Source organism: Pseudomonas fluorescens HK44 (assembly GCF_000217955.3).
In the GTDB taxonomy this organism is placed as follows: domain Bacteria; phylum Pseudomonadota; class Gammaproteobacteria; order Pseudomonadales; family Pseudomonadaceae; genus Aquipseudomonas; species Aquipseudomonas fluorescens_AQ.
The window spans coordinates 1,048,121-1,062,182 of record NZ_AFOY02000015.1 but is presented as its reverse complement, the minus strand read 5'-3'; the positions used below and the strand labels follow the sequence as shown (position 1 = coordinate 1,062,182).

The following is a 14,062-nucleotide window of genomic DNA, read 5'->3' as shown; positions in this document are numbered from 1 at the left end:
GGGGGACAGTCATGAACATTCTGGTTTTGCTGGCCGGGGTGGCGGATATCCGTTTCCCCCTGCATACCTTGAGCCTCGCTGGCGATGGTCAGATCGAAGAGCCTGCCAGCGCTCGTCGAGTGCTCAGCCCGTTCGATGAGGCAGCGCTGGAAGTGGCCCTGAAGTTACGCGACGCACGCCCCGAGACACAGATTGATGTCTTGCTGCTTGCCGGTGCGAACAGCGAAAACCTATTGCGCACGGTGGCGGCATTTCGTCCTCATTCGTTGCGCCAACTTGAGCTGGTGCCGACTTGTCTCTGGGATGCACGGCTGACGGCGCAGCAAATCGCTGCGCTGATCGATCGCGAGCGACTGGCGCCTGATTTGCTACTCATCGGTCGTGAGTTTGGTGATCTCGACGAGGGCAGCATCCCGGTGCTGCTGGCCTGTCGTCTTGACCGGGAGCAGTTCTCTTTGGCCCAGTACGCGCAATGGAGCGGTGACACCATACGACTGATTCGTGAGCGCGCTACCTGTGAGGAGTGGCTGGACGTCGATCGACCGCTGCTTGCCAGCGTCACCAACGACAAACGCAATAAGTTGCGCCATCCACTGCTGAAAAACGTGATGGAAGCCAGGCGCATGAACTTTGCCAAAGCGAGTGCCCCGTCCGCTAGGCCCGGTGCACTGTCGCTGGTCGGTCTGGTCGCTGCCCAGGCCGCCGAGCGCAGGGGGGCTTGTCGAATGCTGGAAGGCGATGCCATGCAGCAGGCCAAGGCATTGCTGATCTGGATGAAAGAACAGGGAGTGAATCTATGAGCCGGCTGTTGGCGTTGATTCCCCTGGCCTGGGGTGATGAAGCACTCGACGCCGCGCTGGCCGCGGTTCAGAGCGTGGCCATCAACGAAGAATTCGCCGTTGTTCTGCTGGGCGCTGAACCTGCTTCGCACGCAACAGAACGGGCCGCCAGGGCTGGCGCCAAGCAGGTTTACCACGCCTTACATGCAGAACTGGCTAATTGCGAGGAGCCTGCGGCATTGGCCGTGGCGGCGAGCGAAGCCCTGCGTACGATCCCGGTTTTTGCCAGCGGCGTATCACTCGTGTTGCTGCCGCCCGGTCCTGTTGGCGAAGAATTCTGTGCGCTGCTGGCCGATAAATTGAATGGCCGAGCCTTGGGACGCTGCATCGCGTTAAGCCGCGATGGTGAGAGGCTTCTGGCCGAGCGATCGTGCTGGGGAGGCCGCATGCGTGTGACATTGCAGGTGGCTGAGGGGCCGGCATTCGCGTGCTTGCGCGTAGGCCGCCCCCATTTGTCCGGTCCGGTTGCGACCGAAGTCCATACATTGACTCTGCATGCGGTATTGCCTCAAGTGCTGACGCTGGAGCGTCGAAAGAGTGGCCAACATCTACCACCGCTCGAAGGTGCCAAATTGATTGTGTCCGGGGGGCGAGGTGTCAACGAGACGGGGTTTAATCTGCTGGAAACGCTGGCCGTTGCGTGGGGCGGCACTCTCGGCGGCAGTTTGCCGGCGGTCGACGCAGGCATGGTGCCGGTGCTCCGTCAGGTCGGCATTTCTGGAAAGTACGTCAGCCCGGACATCTACGTGGCGGTGGGCATCTCTGGCACAGCACAGCATTTGGCCGGGGTCAGCCTGGAGAGTCGTATCGTGGCCATCAACAAGGATGCTCATGCGGATATTTTCAAGGTCGCTACGCTGGGGATGATCGGCGATTGGGAAACACTCTTGCCTGCGTTGCTGGCCGAGACGCGTAACGCTTGAGATCGGGGTAAACACTCATACCAGTCAGTCCTGCTGACTGGCATTTTTCGTTGTGCTGCAAGCCGCCTCGCTATACCAGACCACGTCGTCCCTGGCGCAGGACGATGCTGGCATCGGCTGGCGGTCGGCGCTGAGCGTCGAGAGTGGCGAGTATAAAGTCGATAAACGCCCGGGTGCGCGGCGCGACGAATCGTGCTTTGGGTGTAACGGTGTAAAAACTGCGGCTACTGGTGCCCCAGCCAGGGAATAATTCCACCAAGGCGCCGCGTGATATAAGGCCGTTGACGAACACATCGAGCACATAGATGTAGCCCTGATCGGCCAGGGCGGCCTCGATCAGTGCATCAGTGCTGTTGAAGTGCAGGCTGCCACGGGGAGTCAGCGTGTGGTTTTCGACTCCGCGCTGGAATGACCAATTGGATACGGCGTAGCGTCCGGGACCGAAAATACCCAGGCAGCATTGCGGGTCGAGTTCCTGCGGATGACTCGGGGTCTCTAGGCGGGCCAGAAAACCGGGAGAGGCGCAGGCCACATAGTGAGCCTGATAAAGCGGGCGGGCGACCAGGTCGGCATCGTTCACTGAGTCGATACGGATCGCGATATCGGTGCCGCTGGCGATCAAGTCTTCGGCATGATCGGTCAAGCGCAAGGCCACTGACAAACCAGGATGCTGAGCGGTGAACGCGGGTAGGGCGGGGCAGAGCAACGCTCGAGCGAAAGCGGCGGGTGATTCGATGCACAGCTGACCGCTGATTTCGCCTTTTTTCTGGCGCACCGAGGCTTCGGTTTCCTCTATTTGCCGCAACAGTCGGGTGCATTGTTCGAAATAACCCTCGCCTTCGTCGGTCAGGCGCAACGAACGCGTGTTGCGCGACAGCAGGGTCACCCCCAGGTAAGTTTCCAGGTTACGCACGCTAGAGGTCACCGTAGCATTGGCAATGTCCAGGGACTCGGCCGCGCGGCTGAAACTGCCGCACTCCACCACCCTTACGAACACCTGCATGGCCCAGAGTCTGTCCATCGGTTCTTCACCTTTTCCTAATAGCCCATTAGCCGTGCCTCGCTCGAACGCACTCACAGCGAATCCTATAGTACCAGCCACTAAGGGAGGTACTGGAAATGGCTGAGTTGAATTTCGATCTGATTGTAGTGGGGTGCGGCGTGGCCGGATTGTCGGCGGCGGTGGCGGGCGCCGAACGTGGACTGAAAGTGGCGGTGCTGGAGCGTGCGACGCGTGAGGAGCGCGGCGGGCAGAGTCGTTTCACTGAAGCCTATCTGCGCATGAAAGGACATGACGAAGTGACCGACGACTTCGACGCCTTTCTTGCTGAGCATTCGGGCTATTACCAGGATCCGGATTTTGTTGTCGAGAGCCTGCGTGATCGAGAGGGTTGGTCGGCACAGACCCGCTCACTGGCCTCTGTGGATGCGAGCGTTATCAGCACCTTTTCTTCCGAGGTCCCGGCCACCATCGATTGGCTGAAACGCAACGGCGTGAAGTTCGACTTTTTGCCGACCCAATTCCTGACCAGCACTCAGCCGCGCTTACTGCCAGTGGGTGGTGGCGAGGCGATTGTGGAAGCGCTCGCGACCCAGGCTGAAGCGCTGGGTGCACACTTTTTCTATGAAACCACTGGGCGTGATCTGGTAACCGAAGGTTATGACCGGGTGATAGGGCTGCGAGCTTTGTCCCGTGAGCGTGGTGAGTTGGTTTTTCGTGGCGCGGTGGTGCTCGCCAGTGGTGGCTTCGAAGGTAATACGGAGATGCTCACCCGCTATCTCGGGCCGCGTTCAGTTTACTTGCGCCCAGTGTGCAAGGGCGGTTACTACAATCGTGGCGAAGGCATCCAGATGGCGCTGGATGTCGGCGCGGCGCCCTGCGGAGAATATGGCAGCTATCACGCCGAGCCGGTGGATCCTCGCTCCGGGGTTTCCGAACCCTCAATCTTTATTTTTCCCTACGGCGTGCTGATCAACCAACAGGGCGAACGTTTCACCGACGAAGCGCCCGGTACGGTTGATGCCTGGTATGAGCGAGTGACTCGACAGATTTATCAGCAGAGCGAAGGCATCGCATGGGTGATCCTCGATCAGAAAGTCAAAAACATTCCCAACTATCGTTTGGGTATTCGTACTGACCAACCCGCCGTCGAAGCGCCGAGTCTGGCCGAACTGGCGGGTAAGATCGGCGTTCCAACGGTTGCCCTGCAAAACAGTATTGCGCGTTACAACACCGCTTGCCGACCGGGTAACTACAAGCCTTTGCAACTGGATGGTGTCGCCACTGAAGGTCTGGTACCGCCCAAAAGCAACTGGGCATTGCCGCTTGACGAGGGACCCTACATGGCTTATCCGATCATCTCCGCCAACGTCTTCACGTTTGGAGGTTTGAAAATCGACGAGCGTGCTCGTGTGGTCAATGCCGACGGTGCACCGATTGGTAACCTGTATGCCGCCGGCGAGACCGTCGGCCTGTATTTCGGTAATTACGCGGGCGGTACCTCAGTGCTCAAGGGGCTGGTGTTCGGACGTCTGGCCGGTTATTGCGCGGCGGATCAGCGGGGTGAACAATGAGTGTTGCAGTGGTGACTGGAGCCAGTGGGGCAATTGGCAGTGCGGTGTGTCGATACCTGGCCGCCGAAGGCTACAAAGTAGCAGCGCTGGATCTGGTAGAGCCTCTTGAACTGGGTGTCCGTATGCGCTTCTTCGCTTGCGATGTGGCGGCGCGCAATGCAGTGCGAAACGTGGTCGAAGAGGTTGAAGAGCAGTTGGGACCGATCACTGCGTTGGTTAACGTCGCCGGTATCGTCTCCAAGGGCAGCGCTCTGGATCTTGGCGTGACCGAGTTCGAACGGGTCATGCGGATCAATGTCCTGGGCACCTTGATTCCTTGTCAGGTGGTCGGACAGCTGATGGCCGAGCGTCAGCGGGGAGCCATCGTCAACATAGGCTCGGTGGTTGGGAAAAATGGTGGCAACGCCCGACCCTGGCTGGACCCGAGCGAGCAGAACAATGCGGGCAATGTGGCTTACGGCATGTCGAAGTCGGCGGTGCACACCCTGACTCTATTTCTGGCCAAAGAATTGGCGGGCCGTGGCGTGCGAGTCAACGCCGTGGCACCAGGACCGATAGCCACCGATATGACCACGACATTTCCAGACAACTTGCGTGCGCTGATTCCGCTGGGCCGGATGGGGCGCGCTCACGAAGTGGCGGCAGCAGTGGGCTTTCTGCTTTCAGACAAAGCGGGGTTTATCTGCGGGGAAATTCTCGACATCAACGGCGCACTCTGGTGCGACTGATTCAATCCAAGGAAAAAATGACAATGAAAAGTATCTACCTTGTCCTGGACATGCAGAACGATCTGGTGCACCCGGACGGCGCCAGCGGCAAATCCCCGTTGGGTGAACAAGTCCGTAGCCGTGAGGTGATCGCCCGCACGGCTGCCGCAATCGCCAAAGCGCGTGCCAAGGGCATTCCAGTGGCTTACGTACGTGTCGCCTTTTCTGACGATCATCGTGAGGCTAATCCGAACTCTCAGGTATTCGGCCCGATTGCCAAAAATGGCATTTTGAAAGCGTCCGCCTGGGGAGGCGCGGTGCACGAAGCATTGGCCCCGCAGCCGCAGGATTGGGACATTGTCAAACACCGCGTCTCGCCGTTCTACGCCACGCGCCTGGAACTGTTGTTGCGCCGCGAAGGTATCGAGCGCATCTATTGCAGCGGCGTGAGTACTCAGGCGGTTGTCCAAGCCACCGTCCGCGATGCCCACGACCGTGACTTCGACGTCGTGGTTCTGGAAGATTGCTGTGCCTCGCCTTCGGCGCAAGAGCACACCAATTCCATGGGCAGCATCGCGCGTTTTTGCACCAGCGTTAGCACCGAAGCAGCGTTCGAGGATTGTGCGGCGCTTTTATAGGTTGCAGCGCTGAGCTGTTGTGAGCTGGCTTGCCGGCGATAGCGATGGGAAACGTGCATCGCCATCGCTGCGGGACGCCGAGTTGCAAGCCCGCTCCAGTGTCCACAATGTCCTCATCCGGGCAGATCAGATTTTTTCTTCCTGAGCCGTTTTCTTCAGCCGGTAGTCCAACTGCGCCCGGCTCAGGCCCAGCAGCGTAGCGGCGCGCGCAACATTACGTTCGCTGAGCCGCATCGCCACTTCGATATACACGTCTTCGATCTCGTTCAGGCGCACCGAGCCACGTTGCAGTGTGCGTTGCGCTACAGCGAGCAACTGATCGTGGGTGGCTTTTTCCTGTTGGGCGATGCCGACGCTGGGGGACGTGGCGTCCGGCAGACGGATGCCGATGGTGGGGCCTGCGTCCCATCCGACAGTACCGATACGTTCGAGCTGGCCGCCCAACGCATCAAGTCCGGAAAGATGACGAATGTCGATGGCATCGCCATCATCGGAAAGGATGACCGCCCGCTCGATCACGTTTTCGAATTCACGAATGTTGCCCGGCCAATGGTAATCAAGAAGCATCTGCAAGGCTCGCGGGCTAATGCCGGTGAGGTGTCGGCCGTGCAACGTACAGAGCTTGCGCATGAAAGTATCGAGCAGCAAAGGCAGGTCATCCTTGCGTTCGCGCAGAGGGGCGATGGTGACGGGGAACACGTTCAACCGATAGAACAAATCACTGCGAAAACGCCCGGCCTTGACCGCACCAGCCAAGTCTTCGTTGGTGGCAGCGATGACCCGGACATCGACTTTTATGGTCTTGTTGCTGCCCAGGCGTTCCAGGTCCCCACTCTGCAATACGCGCAACAACTTGCCTTGCGCAGTCATGCTCAGGGTTGCGACTTCGTCGAGGAAGATGGTTCCGCCATGCGCAATTTCGAAGCGGCCGGGACGCGGTTCGGTGGCGCCGGAATAGGCGCCGCGCTGAACGCCGAACAGTTCGGACTCTATAAGCTGTTCAGGAATCGCAGCGCAGTTGATTTCGATAAAGGGCGTTGTGGCGCGTTGGCTGTTGGCATGCACTTCATGGGCAAACATGGTCTTGCCTACACCACTTTCTCCGAGCAACAGCACAGTAGCGTTGGTACCGGCGACGCGCAGGATCTTGTGTAGCGCGGAGTGATAAGCGGCTGAACCGCCAACGGGACGATCAAGCCCGGCGGCAAAGCTGGCGAGGTCCTCCAGACCAAATGGCGCAGGCTGGGGAGCGGTTGCTCGGAGTTTCGACGGCGAGACAGGTACCGTCCGACGGTGGTCGGTTGCTCGAGGCTGGAAATATTTAAGATCTTGCTCGGCATCGTCCCAGGCCTCCGCCGGCTTTGCGATGACACGACAGTGTTCGTGGCCGCACGCCTGGCATTCCACTTCCCGTACCAGAAAGCGTCGACCCATCAAACGTGTCATGAAGCCGGAGCTATAGCCCACTTCCATCCAGCAGATAGGGTCGGTACTGATCTTGTTGGCTGCGATATGCACTTCGCTTTCAACTGAGTGCTTCCAGGTGAACTCGCCGTAGAAATGGCCTTTGGCTTGATCGAACTCGATGCAGATCGGTGAGACCTCGACGATCCCGGAAAGCGCATGCAGTTGTCCGCCGGCTGCCAGGATTTCCAGCTCACTGCCAGTACCGCGTGCCTGGATCGCTAAATCGGCGTCGCGCAACCCGGTCAGATAACCGATTCGGGTAAACAAGCCTCGGGTGAACTCGACGCCATTGCTTTCCAGCAACTCTTGGCGCATCGCCCCAAAGGCTTCGACGTGCATCAGCATCATGCGTTTTTCGCCGAGCCAGATGCGTCCTTCTTTCGGATTGAAATAGAGGCGGTCAGTCAGGTCCTGCATGTCTGGAAAACGCAGGTCAGTAATGATGTTGATGCCGTGCTGATTCCGATAGTGATGATCGCCCTGGCCTGCGCCTTTCTCTTCAGGAGTCATGTAATTGGCCCGCCTTTATTATTGTCATTATTCCAACCTGAAACAGATGCCAAGTTTGTGCCAAAGGTCTCGCAGAACGGTAAATCTGCCTCGATCGTGCCTCCTCAGCCTGTTCGATACGACGCCGGGATTGTTTGCCAGTGAGAATGAGGGGGGCACGGATTGGGAATGTACGAATATTCCTTATCGAAATTCAAAGTTTTTCGAAAATTCGCAATAGCTGTTCCTCGCCGAGCGGTTAACAAATGTCAGGTTTTTCTCACAGTGACTTTTATTAACTCATTGAATTAAATAGCTAAATATTTTAATTACAACCTGTTCGCCAAGTTGGCATTGCGCTTGCTCTTGTCCTCTCGATTCTGTTTTTCCTTGAGCTCTCCGGGAATTTCAGTCGTCCAAAAACAAGAAGGGGTGCAGACAAAGTGTCAGAAATTCACTCGTTAGCCTACGTCGGTTTTGGCGTCAGCGACCTTGATCAGTGGCAATGGCTGGCGACCGACATCATCGGTATGCAGGTCAGTCGCCGTGATGAGCAGAGCATGAGCCTGCGCATGGACGAATACTGCCAGCGTGTCTTCCTCGAAAAGAATGCCATCGACGACATTCTGGTAGCGGGTTGGCAGTTTCGCACCGAGCAGCAGTTGGACAGTTACGTTGCCGAATTACGGGAAAAGGGCATTCAGGTCGAGGCGCTGTCCGACGAGCTCCTGTGCCGGCGGATGGTTGAAAAAGCCTACAGTTGCCAGGACCCGAATGGCTTCGCCCATGAGTTTTTCTTCGGTCACGCCGAGGCCGGGTTGAACGATGTGTTTCGTTCGAAGGTGCTCAAAGGCGGTTTCGTCACGGGTGATCTGGGTATCGGGCACATCCTGCCATTCGCCAAGAATGGCCCTGAGACGGTGACGTTCTACAAGGACGTGCTGAACCTGCGGGTCAGCGATTACATCCGCGAAGAGATCAAACCCGGCATCGTGGTGGACGCTACGTTCTTTCACACTGCCACGGGGCGCCACCACTCGATCGCCACCGCTCAGGCGCCGATGCCTAAGGTGCTCAACCACTTCATGGTCCAGGTCGAGCGGATGGACGATGTTGGTCTGGCCTACGATCGCTGCGTGAAAGCCGGTATCCCGATCATCCTCGAACTGGGCCACCACCCGAACGACCAGACCTTTTCTTTCTATGCCCAGAGCCCGTCGGGATTCAACTTCGAGATGGGTTGGGGCGGTCTGGTCATCGATGAAGACCATTGGGAGGTCAAGGCCTTCACCAAGATGAGCGACTGGGGTCACAAGCGAAACATTGTCCTCTGATCGCAACAGCGCTACCGCCAGTGGTCGCGCCATTGAACACCAACGAAGGGCCGTGTGCGCCCGCAGCAACGTGAGGGTCACCTGATGCTTAACGCCATCCAATCCAGCAGCACGCCCGTCAATATGCCCGTGGCGGTCGCAACCGCCGATTTTTGCAGTGCCATGCGCCAACTGGCCGGTACCTGCGTGGTGATCGCCACCGGTGATGACAAGGAACGGGCAGGGTTGACGGCCACTGCGGTCTGTTCGATCACCGCCGACCCGCCGCGCCTGTTGATTTGCGTCAACCGCAATGTCTGGGCCAACCCGGTCATCAAGCGTGCGGCCGCTTTCAGCATCAACGTACTGGCCCATGGGCAAGAGTCCATCGCCAAGCGCTTCGCCGGGATGGTGGAAGGCGTGTCCGGTGAGGCGCGCTTTGCCGAAGGTCACTGGGAGTCGGGTGTGACCGGTGTACCAGTACTCGAAGATGCCCTGGTCAGTTTTGAGTGTCGTTTGGCGGAAGTGATTCCGGCCAGCACCCACGACATGTTTATCGGGGAAGTGATTGGCGTCTGTGGCCTGCCGGAGCAGGACGGCCCGCTGATGTACTTCAACAGCAAGTTCGCCGCGCTCAAGTAAGGCCCGCAGGGGCATTCACTACGCCGGTATAACAAGAAACCAGAGAAGACAGGCCCATGAATAATTTCGTCAAGCAGACCGAAACCTTGAGCACTCACGAGGTGCCGAGCGAAGAAGACTTGTTGCAGCGCGCGCGCGCCCTTATTCCCATGCTGTGGGAGAAGGCGGACTCGGTGGAAAAGAACCGAATGGTTTCCGCGCAAACCATCGATGCTTTCGTTGAAGCCGGATTTTTCAAGATTCTACAGCCCATACAATATGGTGGCTGGGGGATGAACCCGGCGGTGTTCTACAAAGTACTGATGGAGCTTGGCCGTGGCTGCGGCAGCAGCGCCTGGAACATGATGATCCTTGGTATTCACCAATGGGAATACGGCTCGTTGAATGACCAGGCCTGTCAGGATGTCTGGGGCGAAGATAATACGGTCATTACCGCCTCGTCTTACCCGCCTTTCGGCAAGGTCGAAGAAGTCGATGGCGGCTACAACATCAGCGGGACGTGGAAAACCTCCAGCGGTTGCGACCATGGCAAGTGGGCCTTCCTGGGTGGTCTGCGGCGTGATGCCAGTGGTCGGGTCATTGACCGTCTTTCGATGCTGGTACCCAGTTCTGCATGGGAAATCGAAGATGACTGGTTCACGTTCGGCCTGGCCGGAACCGGTAGCAAAAGCTTGGTGATCAAGGAAGCCTTTGTTCCCCATCACCGGGCTCACAGTTTGATCCAGTACGAGTACAGCGATCGTCCGGCCCACTATCTCTATCCGTTCAGCCAAATCTTTTTCGGCGCTGTTTCGGCAATGATCGTCGGTATGGGGCAAGGGGCTATCGACGAGTACGTCCGGCAGATGCAGGTGCGTACTAACACCACCGACGGTGGCGAGGCCGCACTTAGTCCCTACGTCAAGGATCGTCTTGGCAATGCTGTCGTCCGCGTGCGATCGGCCCGGGCTCGGCTGTTGCAAATGATGGCTGAAAGCACTGCGGTAGTTGAACGGCGTCAGCTCGTACCGACGTTCGACCGCGTTCACTACATGCTGGATATCGCTCGCGTTGGCCGAGATTGCGAAGAGGCGGTGATGCTGCTGTTCAAGGCCACATCGGCACGTGGCATTTATTTGAACAACCCGCTGCAGCGAATCTTGCGTGACGTCATCGCAGCGTCCAACCACATCACTCAAAACGCCGATGACACGGCTGGAATGCTCGGTGCCTACCTACTGGGCCAACAACTGCCGCCGATGGTGTTCGGTCTGGAGCCGGTCTCGATCAACGATTGATCGCCCCTGGGGATATTTGCTCCCGCTTGACCTCCGCTGCCGATACCTCTGCTCGGCAGCGGCCATATAAAAATAAAAGACGGTTTACCGTTCCTTGAGGTTATTTATGTCCAGACATAAAGATCGGGCTGCTCTCTCAACTCGTGCGTTTGATAAAAGTTTTCGACTTGCCACTATTGCCACTGCAATAGTGGGTTGTTCGGTACTGCCTGCTCAGGCGTTTGAGTTTGATTCGGGTAATCCGGATGTTAAAGCGCGGCTTGATACTAACGTTAAATATTCAGCGGGTTGGAGGGTCAAGGGTCAGGATTCGAAGTTGTTGTCCAATCCTAATCTGGACGATGGGGACCGTAACTTTGATCGTGGTTTGATTTCCAATCGCCTCGATCTGTTTTCCGAGTTTGATATGTCGTACAAAAAAGTCGGCTTTCGTGTCAGCGGTGCGGCTTGGTATGACGATGTCTACAACAAGAGGAATGACAACAACTCGCCTGATACCGCCAACTCCTTCAGCGTCGCCAGTAACCAATTCACCAAGGACACCCGTGATCTGCACGGTCGTCAGGCAGAGTTCCGTGACGCCTTCGTCTACGGCAACTTCGATCTTGGCGAGGACATGTGGGGCGTGGCGCGTCTGGGTCAACATTCCTTGGTGTATGGCGAAAGTCTGTTCTATGGCAACAACGGTATTGCGGTCGGACAGCAACCCATTGATGCCGTCCGGGCGCTGACCGTGCCCAACTCGCAGTACAAAGAGTTGGGACTTCCCGTTAAACAATTCTCCACCCAACTGCAACTGACGCCGACGGTCTCGGTCGGTGGTTATTATCAGTTCGAATGGGAAGCCACACGTATTCCAGGCGCAGGCAGTTACTTCAGCCCGGCTGACTTGGTGGACGAGGGCGGTGAGCGGATTATCACCGCCTTGGCACCTGGTATCGGTCCAGTGGCGTCTTTCTATCGCGCCAAGGATATTGAGGCTCGCAACTCGGGGCAGTGGGGCCTTCAACTGCGCTATCGCTCGGAAGACCTGGACACCGACTTTGGCCTCTATGCGATCAACTACCACGCCAAGGACTTTCAGACTCAGGTGCGTCCTGGTGCCGGTATTACGCCAACGTCCCCGGCGGACAAGATCGGTGATTACATGCTGGTGTTCCCGGAGGACATCAGAGCGTATGGCTTCAGTGCAAACCGTGGCATTGGCGATGCCAACGTGGCATTCGAGGCGTCAATCCGGGAGAACGCGCCACTGGTCAGCCTTACGGTCACTGATCTGATCGGCAATGCGGACAACAATCACAATCCACTATATGCGGTGGGCAGAACGGCACACGCGCAGATCAACACCGTCTACGTCATGCCTGGCAATAGCTTGTGGGACAGTTCCAGTTTGCTTGCCGAGCTGGCCTGGAACCGCACTCTCAGCATCCAGAAAAACCGTGACAACCTCGACCCCAATACCACCCGTGATGCGACGGCTCTGCGCGTTGCGTTCATCCCCACTTACTACCAGGTCATGAATGGCATCGACCTGTCCGTGCCAATGGGCTTCAGCTATGGCATCGACGGGCGCTCTTCGGCCGTCGGTGGCTTCAGCCCGCAGAAGGCTGGCGACTACAACATCGGGCTGTCCGCCGAGTACCTCAAACAGGTCACGTTCACCCTGGCTTACACCGGTTACTACGGGTCATCGGGTCCGTTCGTCGACACCTCGGGAATCAAGACTTTCAAGCAGACATACGCTGACCGGGATTTCGTTTCCTTCAGCGCTTCCTACACCTTTTGAGGATTAGCCATGCATAACAATAAGATGACCCGGTTGCTGGCTTGCGTGTCCCTTTCGCTGTCGGTTTGCACCGCACACGCGCAGGTCAGTTCGGCTGATGCACAGGCCCTGAAGAGCACCCTGACGCCGATGGGCGCGGAACGTGCCGGCAATGCCGACGGCAGTATCCCGGCCTGGAAAGGTGGCTATACCCAGATACCTGCCGGCTATCAGCAGGGCCACCGTGCCTTCGATCCGTTCAAGGATGACAAGCCGCTGTACAGCATTACGGCCGCCAACATGGATAAGTACGCCGATAAGCTGGCCGATGGCGTCAAGCAGATGCTCAAGGACAATCCCAAGACTTTCCGCATTGACGTGTACCCGACACGCCGCACGGCGGCGGCGCCGCAGTGGGTCTATGACAACACCCTCAAGAACGCCACGCATGCGACGCTGGAAGGCGACGGCCTGATCGTAAAAGGGGCGTATGGCGGTGTGCCGTTTCCGATACCCAAGACTGGCATGGAAGTGCAGTGGAACCACCAAACCCTGTGGCGGGGCGAATCTACCCACGCCAAATACAAGGTCTGGACGACGACTGCCGATGGGCAGCGAGTGCTGGCTACCGCAGCGGAAGATGAGGCGCAGTACCCCTATTACTACAAAGAAGGGTCGGCCGAGACGGCGACGGATCCGAACTACATGCTCGCTATCCAATTGACCTATGCCCCGGCATTTCGCGCGGGTGAGGCGCTGATGGTGCACAACGTCACCGACTACGTGAAGGGTCGTACGCTCTGGCAATACCTGGCTGGACAGCGCCGTGTACGTCGCGCGCCGAGCATCAACTTCGATACGCCCAATATGGTCGCTTCGGGCGTTAACTTCGTTGATGAGAACTACGGCGGAACAGGTTCTCCGGAACGCTACGACTGGAAGCTGCTTGGCAAGAAGGAAATGATCATTCCTTACAACAGCAACGAGTTGTTGGTGCACGGTGATGAGGAGGTCATGGGTCAGCGGCACGTCAAACCGGAATTCATGCGCTGGGAGCTACACCGTGTCTGGGAAGTCGAAGCAACGCTCAAACCTGGCAAGCGTCATGCGGTGCCCAAGCGAATGTACTACTACGACGAAGACAACTGGGGTAACGCGATCATTGATGGTTGGGATGCCGAAGGCACTTTGTGGCGCACCTCGTTGAGCACCCCGTTTGCTGCCCCGGATATTCCGGCCACTGTGAACTTCTGTACCGGTTTCTTCCACGATCATCGTACCAAGGCCTGGATGTACAACTGCGCCATGGGCGACTCCGGTAACGATCAATTCTCAATCGTCGAGCGTCGTCGCGAAACGTACTTTTCCCCAGAGTCGCTGACGAAAATGAGCGCACGTTGATCTGATTGGACAGGCTCTCTTTTT

At 57.7% G+C, this 14,062-nt stretch carries 12 protein-coding genes; 10 read left to right on the top strand and 2 right to left on the bottom strand.

The features are described 5' to 3' along the window. Positions 1-11 precede the first annotated feature (11 nt). Both HK44_RS17560 and HK44_RS17555 read left to right on the top strand, forming a co-directional pair. Entirely contained in the window at positions 12-800 is a 789-nt protein-coding gene (locus tag HK44_RS17560; RefSeq protein ID WP_019690184.1) for an electron transfer flavoprotein subunit beta/FixA family protein, read from the top strand. After that, positions 797-1,762, top strand: coding sequence for an electron transfer flavoprotein subunit alpha/FixB family protein (locus HK44_RS17555; protein ID WP_019690185.1), 966 nt, complete (start codon positions 797-799; stop codon positions 1,760-1,762). The genes HK44_RS17560 and HK44_RS17555 overlap by 4 nt, the downstream gene beginning before the upstream one ends. A 70-nt stretch (positions 1,763-1,832) precedes the next feature. Here the strand turns inward: HK44_RS17555 and HK44_RS17550 are convergent, their stop codons facing one another. Further along, complete coding sequence (locus HK44_RS17550) at positions 1,833-2,783, bottom strand: LysR family transcriptional regulator (RefSeq protein WP_019690186.1); 951 nt, start codon at positions 2,781-2,783, stop codon at positions 1,833-1,835. 98 nt (positions 2,784-2,881) lie between these two features. On the opposite strand from HK44_RS17550, the gene HK44_RS17545 reads away from it, so the two are divergent. Genes HK44_RS17545 through HK44_RS17535 form a run of 3 tightly spaced genes read left to right on the top strand, consistent with a single transcriptional unit; the run spans position 2,882 to position 5,681 of the window. After that, positions 2,882-4,336 (top strand): FAD-dependent oxidoreductase, encoded by a 1,455-nt coding sequence (locus HK44_RS17545; RefSeq protein WP_019690187.1) that lies wholly within the window; start codon positions 2,882-2,884, stop codon positions 4,334-4,336. Beyond that, complete coding sequence (locus tag HK44_RS17540) at positions 4,333-5,064, top strand: SDR family NAD(P)-dependent oxidoreductase (RefSeq protein ID WP_024265035.1); 732 nt, start codon at positions 4,333-4,335, stop codon at positions 5,062-5,064. The genes HK44_RS17545 and HK44_RS17540 overlap by 4 nt, the downstream gene beginning before the upstream one ends. 23 nt (positions 5,065-5,087) lie before the next feature. After that, positions 5,088-5,681, top strand: a complete 594-nt coding sequence (locus HK44_RS17535; RefSeq protein WP_019690189.1) for an isochorismatase family cysteine hydrolase — start codon at positions 5,088-5,090, stop codon at positions 5,679-5,681. A gap of 126 nt (positions 5,682-5,807) precedes the next feature. On the opposite strand, the gene HK44_RS17530 is transcribed toward HK44_RS17535, so the two are convergent. Beyond that, on the bottom strand, positions 5,808-7,658 hold the full coding sequence (locus HK44_RS17530) for a sigma-54-dependent Fis family transcriptional regulator (RefSeq protein ID WP_019690190.1): 1,851 nt from the start codon (positions 7,656-7,658) through the stop codon (positions 5,808-5,810). Between the two features lie 422 nt (positions 7,659-8,080). Here HK44_RS17530 and HK44_RS17525 point away from each other — a divergent pair, with 422 nt between their 5' ends. The 5 genes from HK44_RS17525 to HK44_RS17505 all read left to right on the top strand — a co-directional run bounded on the left by HK44_RS17525 (position 8,081) and on the right by HK44_RS17505 (position 14,038). After that, the gene (locus tag HK44_RS17525; RefSeq protein WP_019690191.1) at positions 8,081-8,971 is read left to right on the top strand and encodes a VOC family protein; all 891 of its coding nucleotides are present in this window, start codon (positions 8,081-8,083) and stop codon (positions 8,969-8,971) included. Between the two features lie 84 nt (positions 8,972-9,055). Beyond that, positions 9,056-9,592: a flavin reductase family protein gene (locus tag HK44_RS17520; protein WP_031319533.1), complete on the top strand. Its 537-nt coding sequence runs from the start codon at positions 9,056-9,058 to the stop codon at positions 9,590-9,592. A gap of 56 nt (positions 9,593-9,648) precedes the next feature. Further along, complete coding sequence (locus HK44_RS17515; RefSeq protein ID WP_019690193.1) at positions 9,649-10,869, top strand: acyl-CoA dehydrogenase family protein; 1,221 nt, start codon at positions 9,649-9,651, stop codon at positions 10,867-10,869. 106 nt (positions 10,870-10,975) lie between these two features. After that, the gene (locus HK44_RS17510) at positions 10,976-12,658 is read left to right on the top strand and encodes a DUF1302 domain-containing protein (protein ID WP_031319532.1); all 1,683 of its coding nucleotides are present in this window, start codon (positions 10,976-10,978) and stop codon (positions 12,656-12,658) included. Between the two features lie 9 nt (positions 12,659-12,667). Further along, positions 12,668-14,038, top strand: a complete 1,371-nt coding sequence (locus tag HK44_RS17505) for a DUF1329 domain-containing protein (protein ID WP_019690195.1) — start codon at positions 12,668-12,670, stop codon at positions 14,036-14,038. Positions 14,039-14,062: the final 24 nt, after the last annotated feature.

Bases quoted from the DNA above. Each gene is read 5' to 3' on its own strand.
- HK44_RS17560 (WP_019690184.1), top strand. From the start codon at position 12: ATGAACATTCTGGTTTTGCTGGCCGGGGTGGCGGATATCCGTTTCCCC.
- HK44_RS17555 (WP_019690185.1), top strand. From the start codon at position 797: ATGAGCCGGCTGTTGGCGTTGATTCCCCTGGCCTGGGGTGATGAAGCA.
- HK44_RS17550 (WP_019690186.1), bottom strand. From the start codon at position 2,783: ATGGACAGACTCTGGGCCATGCAGGTGTTCGTAAGGGTGGTGGAGTGC.
- HK44_RS17545 (WP_019690187.1), top strand. From the start codon at position 2,882: ATGGCTGAGTTGAATTTCGATCTGATTGTAGTGGGGTGCGGCGTGGCC.
- HK44_RS17540 (WP_024265035.1), top strand. From the start codon at position 4,333: ATGAGTGTTGCAGTGGTGACTGGAGCCAGTGGGGCAATTGGCAGTGCG.
- HK44_RS17535 (WP_019690189.1), top strand. From the start codon at position 5,088: ATGAAAAGTATCTACCTTGTCCTGGACATGCAGAACGATCTGGTGCAC.
- HK44_RS17530 (WP_019690190.1), bottom strand. From the start codon at position 7,658: ATGACTCCTGAAGAGAAAGGCGCAGGCCAGGGCGATCATCACTATCGG.
- HK44_RS17520 (WP_031319533.1), top strand. From the start codon at position 9,056: ATGCTTAACGCCATCCAATCCAGCAGCACGCCCGTCAATATGCCCGTG.
- HK44_RS17515 (WP_019690193.1), top strand. From the start codon at position 9,649: ATGAATAATTTCGTCAAGCAGACCGAAACCTTGAGCACTCACGAGGTG.
- HK44_RS17510 (WP_031319532.1), top strand. From the start codon at position 10,976: ATGTCCAGACATAAAGATCGGGCTGCTCTCTCAACTCGTGCGTTTGAT.
- HK44_RS17505 (WP_019690195.1), top strand. From the start codon at position 12,668: ATGCATAACAATAAGATGACCCGGTTGCTGGCTTGCGTGTCCCTTTCG.